Genomic DNA, 11,417 nt, shown 5'->3' with positions numbered 1-11,417 from the left:
CCGACCTGGCCAGGTGATGGCCAAAGGCTGGGGAACGGTAACCTCGCCGATTCGTTCATCAGGAAGCAACTATGCATGTAGAAGGTTTTTTCGAGTGGCTGGGCCAGGCACTGGGCTCGTTGATCCGCTTCATCGTCGACATATTCAGCGGGTTGTTCAATCTGCTGGCCAACGCCGGTGGCAATTTCATCGATGGCCTGGCACGCACCTTGGGCATGGACACCTCATTGCTCAGCATCCTGGCCCTGATCATCGGGCTGATGCTGCTGTACTCGGCCATCCGTGCGTTCATGCGCGCCTCGATCATCCTCGGGATCATCTGGCTGATGCTGGGGTTGTGGGTGATGAGCTGGGTAATTCACTGACTGATGCAGCGCTCGTGTAGGAGCGGCCTTGCGTCGCGATCGGGCGCGCAGCGGCCGCACAACCTGGCGACGCGGTCTACCCGCCGTTCCGCGTACACAGGCAATGGGGCCGCGTTGCGGCCCTTTCGCGACACAAGGCCGCTCCTGCACCAGAGCGCATCGCCCTAGCGGGCTCTGACGGTCATTTCCCCTTGCCCATCGCCCACGGCCTGCAGGTTGGGCCGGTACATCGACTCGACCTGCGGCGCTGGCACACGGTAGGTGCCCGGGGTTACCGCCCGCGCCAGGTACAGCAGGTGGGTGGTGCCGTAGCCGTCGAGCTTGAGCGCGGCGACGTAACGGTCGTCACGGTACTCCTGGTGCACCAGGCTGGCGTTCTGCATGGAATCGCGCCATTCCTTGACCGCGCTGCTGGCGTTGTCCAGGCTGGCGGCACTTTGTGCCAGGTTCTGGTTTTCCAGCTCCAGGCCCGCCGGCAGCAGATCCACTACCAACGCGTCCGGCACCGGGTTTTCCGCCTTGAGCGCCAGGTGCACCAGCACCAGGTCGCCACTGCGCAGGCTGTGCAGGTCCAGCGGCTGGCCATTCATGCCCAGGTACTCACGGCGGATCTGCATGCCGTTGCCACCCGCTGGCTGTGCCTGGCGTGGGTAACCCGACAAGGTCAGCTGCTGGTACAGCGTCTCGCTGCCCTGGTTCTGCACACTCAGCGGCGAGGCCAGCAGTGGGCCCTCCAGCTTCATGCCGGACTCGGCATTGTTGAACTCACGCACCTCACCGGCGCTGTCCAGGCGTGCCTGCCACTGGCCTTCCGGCTTGCCCAGCAGGCCACGGCCAGCCAGGAACAGCGCATTGCGTTCCTGGGTCGACAACCAGCGGTTGGCTGCCAGCTCGTCCGACAAGGCGAACAGGCGCTGGTCGACCTTGCTGCTGGCCATGTCGTTCTCCTGCAGCAGTGCCAGGATCAGCGCCTGGTCTCGCAGCGAACTGCCGTAATCAGCCATCCAGCCCTTGCTGCGGCTGATGGCCAGGCCAGCCTGCAGGGCTTGGTTGGCGCGTGGCTTGTCACCCATCTTGTCCAGTGCCACCGCCAGCTGCACCAGTGGCAGGCCGGAACGGGCGTCGGCGCGGCGTTCGAACAGGCCACGCAGGGCACCCAACGGTGCCTGCTGGCTGCGCGCCAACACCAATGCGGCGTAGGCCTGCACGGCAAAGCGGGTGTGCTCGGCGTTGTCGCTGTAGTCGACTTCGATCAGGTTGCGCTCCTGCACATAACGCAGCAGGCGCTCGCTGGCCTTCTTCAGTGCTTCGGCCGGCACGCCGTAGCCCTGGTCACGGGCCCGCAGCAGGAAGTCGGTGACATAGGCGGTCAGCCAGTACTCTTCTTCGCTGTCCGAGCTCCACAGGCCGAAGCTGCCGTTGTAGCGCTGCATGCCCAGCAGGTGCTCGATGCCCATTTCGATCTTGCGCTTGCGCACATCCGCCGGTTCGCCCTTGATGCCCAGGCGCTTGAGGCTGTCGGCATCCGCGTACAGCGACGGGTACAGGCCACTGGTGGTCTGCTCCAGGCACCCGTAGGGGTAGGCTTCCAGGGCGCGGATCTGCTCGCCCAGGTTCAGCGGCGGCCGGCTCGACAAGGCCAGGGTGGCTTCCAGGCCGGCAGGTTCGAAGGCGGCCAGGTCTGCTTCAGGCAGGGTCCACGGCTGATCCTTCAAGGCCACACGGTAATGCTTGAGCATTGCCGGGTAGGCCGGGCGCACGCCCAGCGTCCACTCACGTTCGAACGCTCTGCTCGGCTCGTTCGGTAGCTGCAGGCCGGTGACCCGCACATGCACCTTGCCCTGGCCCAGGCCACCCTGGGCCTGTACCGGGATCATCAGCGTCGAACGCTGGCCCTCGGCCAGGTTGACGTTCTGCTGGGCGCTGGCCGCCAGGCTCAGCTGGCCTTCGGTGCTGATTTCAATGTTCAGCTGCTGGGCGCGGCCGGACAGGTTGGCCAGGTCCAGCGCCAGGCTGGTGCGGTCGCCACCGGCGAGGAAGCGCGGCGCCGACAGCTCGGCAATCAGTGGCGCGGCGACTACCGTCTTGCCTTCGGCCATGCCGAAGTGCTCATCGGTCCAGGCCTGGGCCATCAACCGCAGTTCGCCGTTGAAATCGGGGATATCGACCGTGGCCTGGCCCTCGCCCTTGGCGTCCAGGGTCACCGGCAGGCTCTGCTGGGCAACGATGGTCACGGTGGTGTTGGGGCGCTTGCCACCCTTGGCCATCGCCGCGTCACCGCCGAATGCCAGGCTGGCCAGGCGGCCCTGGCCGGCTTCGATCAACTGGCCGTAGATATCCAGCTGGTCGGCACCATAGGCCTTGCGCCCGAACAGGCTGGCGAACGGGTCGGGGGTCTTGAAGTCGGTGATGTTGAGGATACCGACGTCCACCGCCGACAACAGCACATGCACCTGCTTGGGGATACTGCCATCGGCATTGGCGGCCTTGACCTTGACCGTCAGCGGCTGTTTCGGGCGCATCTTTTCCGGTGCCTGCAGGCTCACCGCCAGCTTGCGCTCGGCACGGTCCAGCGGCAGGTGCAGCACGCCCACCGCGCGTTTCGGCGTGGCATTGGCCTTGCGCTCACCGGGGCGGATCACCAGTGCGCTGATGTACAGGTCATGGCGGGCCCACTTCTCGTCCAGCTCCACGTCGAAGGTCTTGCCTTCGGCGGGCACGTCGATCTCCTGCCACCACAGCGGGCCGTCGCTGGATTCGATCATCAGGTAGCCGCTGCCGGCCGCCGGTGGGGTAACGGTAACCTTGGCGGTAGCGCCGTCGGCATAGGATGGTTTGTCCAGCGCCAGCTTGACCTGGTCCGGGCGCACCGCGCCGCCTTCGGCGTTGTACTGGGCACGGTAGCCGGCCCAGAAGCGCTCGCTGGACACCAGGCCGGTCTGCGGGTCTTCCACCTCGACGCGGTACGGGCCCCATTCAACCGGGAAGCTCAGCTTGGCGGTGGAGCCGGCCTTGACGCTGATAGTCTCCTCGCTCTGGGTGAGGAACTTCTCGTTGTAGGCGTAGCTCCAGCCATCGCTCTGCGAGTAGTTCCAGTAATAGTCGCGGCGCTCGCGGATCAAGCGCACCTTGAGGTCCTCGGCGGCCAGCTTGTTGCCATCGCGGTCGGCCACCAGGAACTCGAATTCCACCGGCGCGTCGCTGTCGGTTTCCTCACCGTCGAACAGGCCGCGCAGGCCCGGCAGGCGCTCGGCCGGCCAGATGGGTTGTTCCAGGCGCCGGGTGATTGGTCGGCCGCCGGATTCCTGCAGGCTGGCCTGCACGGTCAGTTGCAGCGGCGAACGGGCTTCAGCCCAACGGCTTTCGATTTCGACCACGGCCTTGCCGGCCTGGTCGAGGGTCACTTCGTCCAGCTCCAGGTCCTGGTTCAGCTCGGTTTCGGTGACCGAGCCGAACTGGTAGCCGGGCAACGCAGGTACTGCCTCGCGCAGCGGGCGGACATAGGCCTGGCCGCTCAGGCGATTGCCGGCTGCCGGGGCGCCGTAGAGGTAACGGCCATTGACCCTGATGCGCGCATTCTCGTCAGGCGACAGCGGTGTGCTGCTGCCCTTGAGTTCCAGCGCCAGGCGCTCGGGCAGGAAGTCTTCGACCAGGAATTCATACACCTGCTTGCGCCCGCCGCCGAGGTCCAGCAGCAGTTGCCAGCGGCCGGTCGGGGCCTCGGTAGCCAGTTGCAGCTGGTACTGGTAAAGGCCATTGCTGTCGGCCTCCCAGACGAACTTGCGGCTGACCTGTTCATCGGGTCGGCGCACTTCCACGCTGACTGGCTGGGCTTTGACCGGCTTGCCGTCCTGGTCGCGCAGCAGGCCGTTGAGCAGCACGGTTTCGCCTGGGCGGTACAGGTCGCGCGGGCCGAAGATGAAGAACTGCAACGGGTTGGCCTGGGGCCCGGTAATATCGAACTCGGCCAGGTCCAGCGCTGCGCTGCTCAGGCGCAACAGGGTGGTGTGCACGCCCTGGGTGGCGATCAGGGTATCGGCCTTGGGCGTGATCGGCAGTTGGGCATGGCCATCGCCATCGGTGCTGGCCTGGGCCAGCAGCTTGCCCTTGTCGTCGTGGATTTCCAGGTTGACCCCGCTCATCGCCTTGCCGCCTTCCAGGGCCTGGGCGAATACATCGAGGCGGTCGCGGTAACGGTGCGCGGATACGCCGATGTCGCTGAGGGTGAACAACGTCGCCGGTTGCGAGTAGTCGTAGGTCCCCGAGGCACGCATCACCGCCAGGTACACGCCTGGCTCCTGCAGCGGCTTGATGCCGGCGATCGGCAGCAGCACGGTCTCGCGGGTGTTACGCGCGGGGTTGAGGTCGAAGCGGCCGCTGTAGACCAGTTCGGCCATGTCCAGGGTTTCCTTGGACTGGTAGTAGTACAGGCTGCTGTTGCGTCCCCAGTTGGCGAGGAAGGTCGAGAGCATTTCCGGTTTTACCCGGAAGAACTCGACATCGACCTTGTCGACATTCAGGGCGATCACCGGCAGGCCCTCGGCCAGGCGGGTCGGCAGCAGCGAACCGCGGCTGGCGAAGCCGATGGTCGGCTGCATGTCGCGGGTTTCCAGGCGGGTGATCGACTCTTCTTCCAGTTGCTTGCCGTTGACGGCCAGCAGGCCCTTGTCGACGGTCAGCACCAGCTTGCGCTGCGGCTCGAGGTGACGCAGGCGCAGCTCCATCTGGTTGTCGGAGAGTTCCCAGGCGCCGTCGAGCTTGCCTTTGACGGTATCGACCAGGTGCACCTTGGTGGCCAAGTCCTGCTTGGCGTCCAGCGGCGCGGAGAAACTGATCGACAAGGTGGCAGCGCCATCGAGCTGCACTTCGGAAACATCCAGCACCGTGAGCTCGCGGCCCTCGTAGCGCTTGGCGAGCATGGCTGGGTCTTCGCGCTGGGCTGCCGGGGCCGCGGCGGGTGCGCTGGCTGCCGGTTTTTCGGCCGGTGCAGGTTTGTCCGGTGTCGAAGAGTCACAGGCACTGAGCAAGGCCAGCGCACAGGCCAGCAACAATCCTTTGTTGAACATGGAGTAGAAACTCTTTGGCAGGGTGTACGTGAGGGCAGCAACTATAGCGCAAACGCAAGCGCAGTACCCTATGTTGCGCGCGAGGTGTGACGGGGCGCGCGAATGGGTGGTACGGCCGTTACACTGTGGCCATCGTTGAAGCGGACCCTGATTGAGCAAGGATTCCAATGTCGCAACTGGCCACCGACTGGCAGCATCGTCCTACACACAACAAGGTCTGGGCGCTGGCTGCGCCGATGATCCTGTCCAATGTCTCTGTCCCGCTGGTAGCGCTGGTCGACAGCACGGTCATCGGCCACCTGCCCCATGCTCACCAGCTCGGCGCCGTGGCCGTAGGCGCCACGCTGTTCACCTTCATGGTCGGCCTGATGGGATTCCTGCGCATGGGTTCCACCGGCTTCGCCGCCCAGGCCGCCGGGCGTGCCGACGGCGCGGCGCTGCGCCAGGTGCTGGTGCAGGGCCTGCTACTGGCGGTGGCCTTTGCCCTGCTGATCGGCCTGCTCGCCCTGCCCTTCAGCCAGCTGGCGCTGCACGCCATGCAGCCAAGCGAGGCGTTGCAGCAATCCACCGAAGACTTCTTCCACACCCGCTTGCTCGGCCTGCCGGCAGCGCTGGCCAGTTATGCGCTGGTCGGCTGGTTCCTCGGCACACAGAACGCGCGGGCGCCGCTGGCGATTCTGCTGACCACCAACCTGCTGAACATCGCTCTCAACCTGTGGTTCGTGCTGGGCCTGAACTGGGGCGTGCTGGGCTCGGCACGGGCCTCGGTGATCGCCGAATGGAGCGCCGCGTTGCTCGGCCTTGCCCTGACCCGCCCGGCCCTGCGCGCCTACCCGGGGCAGATCGTGTGGTCAACGCTCAAACGCTGGCAGGCCTGGCGCCCGCTGCTGGCGGTGAACCGCGACATCTTTCTGCGCAGCCTGGCGCTGCAGCTGGTGTTCCTGCTGATCACCGTGCAGGGTGCGCGCCTGGGTGAAGCCACGGTGGCGGCCAATGCCCTGCTGCTCAACGGGCTGCTGCTCACCGCTTACGCCCTCGATGGCCTGGCGCACGCCGTGGAGGCGCTGTGCGGGCATGCCATCGGTGCGCGGGACCGGGATACCTTGCGCCGCTCGCTGGTCGTGGCCTGTGGTTGGTCGTTGATCATCAGCCTGGGGTTTGCCGGTGTGTTCCTGCTCGGCGGGCACCTGTTCATCGACTTGCAGACCGATATCGAAAGCGTGCGGGCGGCGGCTTATCCGTACCTGCCATACCTGGCATTGCTGCCGTTGATTGCGGTGTGGAGTTATCTGCTGGACGGGTTGTTCATTGGTGCAACCCGGGCGCGAGAGATGCGTAATGCGATGTTGCTGTCGGTGCTGATTGCGCTACCCCTGGGTGTCCTCATGGGAGGGTTTGGCAATCATGGATTGTGGTTGGCGTTCCTCGGGTTCATGGGGTTGCGGGCGGTGACGCTGGGGTGGTTTGGGTGGAAATTGAACCTGCAAGGCAAGTGGGTGGGGGAGCAGCAGAACACAATATGAAAGAATTGCTCAGTTGACTGCATTAGATGGCTCAAGGCAAAAAAAGAGCGCTGCCCACGGAGGGGTCGTCATCTTAGCCATGCCATGAGCAAGGAGCCATTATGTACCCACCACCTGCACCTGCTGGCGTCTGTGTAATGAGCAACATGCATGCTGCCAGCCGAGAGCGCGATTACTTCAAAAATGGCGGCACCGGATTCTTAATATCGTGGTTCTATTCCATGGTTCGAAATGGAGGTAAGTGGGATTACAAGCAACAAGGAAGGAAGTATGAAGCCTTGGGTAATTTCAATTACGGCGCAACCGGAACTGCTGCAGGTCTCTCGGAAGAATTCTTGTTGAGGGGCACCGGGTGGGCGCAAAGCCGTGCTGGCACCAGTAACTCTACATTTGGCTCGTGGTGGGGGGACCCGCCTTATGGTGACGATCCCGAAGATCAGGAATGGATCAAGGCAGGTATCAGATATGCGAAGACGTTCGGCTACTAAATGGCTGATAGCCGCCCTGCTTCTGCTCGCCCTCGGACAAGCCCTATGGATTCTCACCTCAGGCTCCAAACCTGTATTGACCAAGGTTGTTTCTGTCACTCCTATAGGCAAACACAGCGCAGTCTATGAGGTGCTAAGCAATGACGGTGGGGCGACGATGCCGCTGGTTTATTTGTACTTTGTGGCTGAACAAGCCCAGCGAGATGAGCAGGTACTACAGAATCTAAAGAGACTTACACCTTTTCTGGTGACACGGCAATCCGGCGCGATAGAGCATGTGGAGGGTTTGAAAATAGCGGCCCGAACTCAGGAAACGGTGTACAGCTATTCGAGCACATCGATTCTCAAAGAGAATGGCGCTGTTGTGCCAATCACTATCGAGCTCACGGCAACAGTTCACCCGAAGTAGAAAAAGAAGGGGCCGTATAGTGGCCCCACTTTCAGTCAAGAAGATGGCCTGGCCCGCGCCGTGGGGGCCCTGTGCGGGCATGCCATTCGGGATCGAGATACCTTGCGCCGCTCGCTGGTGGTGGCCTGTGGTTGGTTGTTGATCACCAGCCTGGGGTGGCGGTTGAAGCAGCGAGGTTTGTGGGTTGGTTGAGGGTGCATGCCTTGGGTTTTGCGGGGGCGCGTAAATCGAGCGCCACGCGGGCGGCGCTCGGTCTCATAGGCGCTGAAGCTTCCCCGGCGGGCACCCTGCGATCAAGAGGAAAGGTACGAAGACCGGGTCAACCCCAGACGCAACGCATCCAGGTACTGGGTCCGCTCACGCGCGCTGATCCTGGCACTGGCCACTTTGTCGCGGTAGTGAGTCATCAGCTCCTCCGGCGACAGGTGCACGTAGCGCAGCATGTCCTCGATGGTGTCATGGGTCTCGATACCGGCGTGGTACACGCTGCCGTCGGCGTTCTGGTAGATGTTCACCGAGTCGGTGTCACCGAACAGGTTGTGCATGTCACCGAGGATTTCCTGGTAGGCGCCGACCAGGAACACGCCCAGCAGGTAGTCCTCACCTTCCTTCACCGCATGCACTGGCATGCTGGTCTCGATGCTCTGCTCGTCGACGTACTGGTTGATCTTGCCGTCGGAGTCGCAGGTAAGGTCTTGCAGCACGGCGCGGCGCATCGGCTCTTCGTCCAGGCGATGCAGCGGGATGATCGGCAGTACCTGGCCGATGGCCCAGGTGTCCGGTAGGCTCTGGAACACCGAGAAGTTGCAGATGTACTTGTCGGCCAGCTTGTCGTTGAGCTCGTCCAGCACCTGGCGGTGCGAGCGCTGGCGGGCTTTCAGCGAGTTGTGCAGGCGCCGGCACACGGCAAAATAGCACTGCTCGGCCAGGGCCTTTTCGGCCAGGCTGATCTTGCCGTCGGCGTACTGCGCGGCCACGTCACCCATGTAATGGGTGGCGCGCCAGTAAGTCTCGGTGACCATCTCGATGTCGGTCGGGCCGAGCAGGTCGACCAGCCACTGCACGGTCTCGGGCAGCGATTCCTTGTTTTCGATGGCCGGCACGTCGTCGTTGTGTTTCTCGACATCCGTTACCTGGATGACCAGCATGGCGTGATGCGCGGTCAGCGAGCGGCCACTCTCCGAGAAGATGTGCGGGTGCGGCAGGCCCTGCGCATCGCAGAATTCCTTGAGCATGCCGACGACCACGCCGGCATAGTCGTCCATGTCGTAGTTGATCGAGCTGGCATTGCGCGAGTGGGTACCGTCGTAGTCCACGCCCAGGCCACCACCGACGTCGATATGGTCCACCGGCAGGCCCAGCGCGCGCAGCTCGCCGTAGTACCGGATGGCTTCCTTGAAACCATGCTGGTAGTCGGCCAGGTTGGCGATCTGCGAACCCATGTGGAAATGCAGCAGGCGAATGCCCTGGTCCAGGCCGGCATCGCGGAAGCGCTGCACCACCGAAATCAGCTGGGCAGCCGACAAACCGAACTTGGACTTCTCGCCACCGGTGTCGGCCCACTTGCTCGAGGCCAGCGACGACAGGCGCACGCGCAGGCCTACCTGCGGCTTGACCTTGAGCTCGGCGGCTTCATCGATTACCAGGGCCACTTCCGACTCTTTCTCGATGACGATGAACACATTGTGGCCGAGCTTCTGGCCCATCAGTGCCAGGCGGATGAACTCGCGGTCCTTGTAGCCGTTGCAGACGATGGTGCCGCCCTTCGGCGCCAGCGCCAGCACCGCCAGCAGCTCGGGCTTGGAGCCGGCTTCCAGGCCGATGGAAACGTTTTGCGTGGCGATGATGTTTTCCACCACCGCTTCCTGCTGGTTGACCTTGATCGGGTACAGCGCGGTGTACTGGCTCTGGTATTCCAGGCGCGCGATGTTGGCATCGAAGGCGCCGGTCAGCTGGCGCACGCGGTCCTGCAGAATGTCGGGGAAGCGCACCAGCAATGGCAGCGACAGGCCGCTCTGGCGCAGTTCGTCGACCTGTTCGAACAGGTCGATCGGTGCGCTTTGCGGGCCGTTGGGGCGCACTTCGACGCGCCCGGCTTCATTGATGGCGAAATAACCAGCGCCCCAATGGCGGATGCCATAAACACTGCGGCTGTCGGCCACGGTCCATTGGCTACCATCGTCTTTGCGTGTGCGTCGTACGGACATTCAAGTCCCCTATAGATAAGTCGAAGACACTGCCCCGCAAGGAGGCGGGCGCAGTGTAAAAGCCAAAAATGACGATTCGTCCGTGCCCAAGGTAGACCCTGGTCACGGCAACGAGTTTAGAAAGCACTGGGCAAAAAATCGCGTGGCCGCATCAGCCGCCGGACTTTTTCGCCTTGAAACCCTGCTTGATCAGCTCGCCGATCAACAGCTCGACATGGTCGCCCTGGATTTCAATGACCCCATCCTTCAGGGCGCCACCGGTACCGCAGCGGCGCTTGAGGGTGGAGGCCAGCTCCTTGAGCTGTTCGAGCGGCAGCGGCACACCGCTGACGGTGGTCACGGTCTTGCCGCCGCGGCCCTTGCTTTCGCGGCGCACACGGGCAATGCCATCACCTTCGGGAATGGTTTGCTGCTTGCAGGTACAGGCATCCACCGGCTGGCTGCAGTCGGGACAGTGCCGACCAGCGTCGGTGGAGTAAACAAGACCGCCAAGGGCGGCGAAGGACGAAGCTTTCTTGGCCACTTTTGTTCCTCTGGGCTGAGGACAAAAACTGGTCGGCCCCAGGGGGTTGAGCCCGACCGCGAAGCCCCACTCTGGCAGGGGCGGCGCTACTGCCGCAAGACCTGCGGCAGCCCGAAAAGGGCGCGCAGTTTAACGATAAATGCGGCCGTTGCTAAGTACCGGATTGCGCCATTTTGCGAAAGTTTTGCGACCCCTTCGCGGGTAAACCCGCTCCCACAGGTACCGCGCAGGTTTCCCGACCTGTGAAATCCCTGTGGCAGCGGGTTTACCCGCGAAGGGGCCGGCATCGGCCACGCATCTATTTGAGGCTGGCTTTATAGCGCTGCAACGCCGCCAACGAATCCGGGCAATACGGTTTGATCAGGCTTTCTCGCTCAGCCTGCTCCAGGCCAATGAAGCGCGCCTCGCTCACTTCCTCCGGCTGCAGCCGCAACGGCGCATCCGACACCGCCGAATACACCGCACACCACAAGCGGTTATCCGGCTGATCGAAGTAGAAGCGCTCGTGGAAGCGCAACTCGACACCGTCGATGCCCAGCTCCTCGGCCAGCTCGCGCGCCGCCGAATCGGCATAGGCCTCCCCAGCCGTGACCATGCCGCCTGCCGCCACATCCCAGTAACCCGGGTACAGCGCCTTGCTCAGGGTGCGCCGGTGCACGCACAGCTCACCGGCGCTGTTGAACAGCAGAATGAACGTGCACCGCCCGATCAGGCCGCGCTGGCGCAGCTCGGCGCGTGGCAAGGCCCCCAGGACCTGGTCGGCTTCGTCCACCCAGGTGACCAGCTCGCGGTCGGAAGCCGCCCGGTGGGCGGCCTCGTCAGGGCTGATGGCCATC

Annotated in this window: 8 protein-coding genes; 4 read left to right on the top strand and 4 right to left on the bottom strand. The window is 63.7% G+C overall.

Annotated features, from left to right (window positions below):
• Positions 1-71: 71 nt before the first annotated feature.
• The gene (locus ACJA3S_RS02970; protein WP_170028107.1) at positions 72-365 is read left to right on the top strand and encodes a hypothetical protein; all 294 of its coding nucleotides are present in this window, start codon (positions 72-74) and stop codon (positions 363-365) included.
• A 164-nt stretch (positions 366-529) separates the two neighbouring features.
• Here the strand turns inward: ACJA3S_RS02970 and ACJA3S_RS02965 are convergent, their stop codons facing one another.
• Positions 530-5,431 (bottom strand): alpha-2-macroglobulin family protein, encoded by a 4,902-nt coding sequence (locus ACJA3S_RS02965; RefSeq protein WP_406820787.1) that lies wholly within the window; start codon positions 5,429-5,431, stop codon positions 530-532.
• Between the two features lie 167 nt (positions 5,432-5,598).
• Between ACJA3S_RS02965 and ACJA3S_RS02960 the strand changes: the two genes are divergently transcribed.
• From ACJA3S_RS02960 to ACJA3S_RS02950, 3 genes are all read left to right on the top strand, one after another.
• Entirely contained in the window at positions 5,599-6,954 is a 1,356-nt protein-coding gene (locus ACJA3S_RS02960) for an MATE family efflux transporter (protein ID WP_406820786.1), read from the top strand.
• Positions 6,955-7,091: 137 nt separating this feature from the next.
• Positions 7,092-7,442, top strand: a complete 351-nt coding sequence (locus ACJA3S_RS02955; protein WP_406820785.1) for a polymorphic toxin type 44 domain-containing protein — start codon at positions 7,092-7,094, stop codon at positions 7,440-7,442.
• Positions 7,420-7,851, top strand: coding sequence for a hypothetical protein (locus ACJA3S_RS02950; protein WP_406820784.1), 432 nt, complete (start codon positions 7,420-7,422; stop codon positions 7,849-7,851). Before ACJA3S_RS02955 ends, ACJA3S_RS02950 begins: the two co-directional genes overlap by 23 nt.
• A 293-nt stretch (positions 7,852-8,144) precedes the next feature.
• Here ACJA3S_RS02950 and speA read toward each other — a convergent pair whose 3' ends face one another.
• The 3 genes from speA to ACJA3S_RS02935 form a co-directional block, all read right to left on the bottom strand.
• On the bottom strand, positions 8,145-10,058 hold the full coding sequence (gene speA / locus ACJA3S_RS02945; protein WP_406820783.1) for an arginine decarboxylase: 1,914 nt from the start codon (positions 10,056-10,058) through the stop codon (positions 8,145-8,147).
• A 151-nt stretch (positions 10,059-10,209) separates the two neighbouring features.
• Positions 10,210-10,581, bottom strand: coding sequence for a translation initiation factor Sui1 (locus ACJA3S_RS02940; RefSeq protein ID WP_170028102.1), 372 nt, complete (start codon positions 10,579-10,581; stop codon positions 10,210-10,212).
• Between the two features lie 298 nt (positions 10,582-10,879).
• Positions 10,880-11,416 carry an NUDIX hydrolase gene (locus ACJA3S_RS02935; protein ID WP_406820782.1) on the bottom strand — a complete coding sequence of 179 codons (537 nt, stop codon included), beginning with the start codon at positions 11,414-11,416 and terminating at the stop codon, positions 10,880-10,882.
• Between the last annotated feature and the right edge of the window lies 1 nt (position 11,417).

It is taken from the genome of Pseudomonas sp. KnCO4 (assembly GCF_045344305.1).
GTDB classification, from domain to species: Bacteria; Pseudomonadota; Gammaproteobacteria; order Pseudomonadales; family Pseudomonadaceae; genus Aquipseudomonas; species Aquipseudomonas anuradhapurensis.
The sequence above is the reverse complement of the archived record's forward strand: the minus strand, read 5'-3'. Positions and strand labels throughout refer to the sequence as shown.

Bases quoted from the DNA above. Each gene is read 5' to 3' on its own strand.
- speA (WP_406820783.1), bottom strand. From the start codon at position 10,058: ATGTCCGTACGACGCACACGCAAAGACGATGGTAGCCAATGGACCGTG.
- ACJA3S_RS02935 (WP_406820782.1), bottom strand. From the start codon at position 11,416: ATGGCCATCAGCCCTGACGAGGCCGCCCACCGGGCGGCTTCCGACCGC.
- ACJA3S_RS02960 (WP_406820786.1), top strand. From the start codon at position 5,599: ATGTCGCAACTGGCCACCGACTGGCAGCATCGTCCTACACACAACAAG.
- ACJA3S_RS02970 (WP_170028107.1), top strand. From the start codon at position 72: ATGCATGTAGAAGGTTTTTTCGAGTGGCTGGGCCAGGCACTGGGCTCG.
- ACJA3S_RS02950 (WP_406820784.1), top strand. From the start codon at position 7,420: ATGCGAAGACGTTCGGCTACTAAATGGCTGATAGCCGCCCTGCTTCTG.
- ACJA3S_RS02965 (WP_406820787.1), bottom strand. From the start codon at position 5,431: ATGTTCAACAAAGGATTGTTGCTGGCCTGTGCGCTGGCCTTGCTCAGT.
- ACJA3S_RS02955 (WP_406820785.1), top strand. From the start codon at position 7,092: ATGAGCAACATGCATGCTGCCAGCCGAGAGCGCGATTACTTCAAAAAT.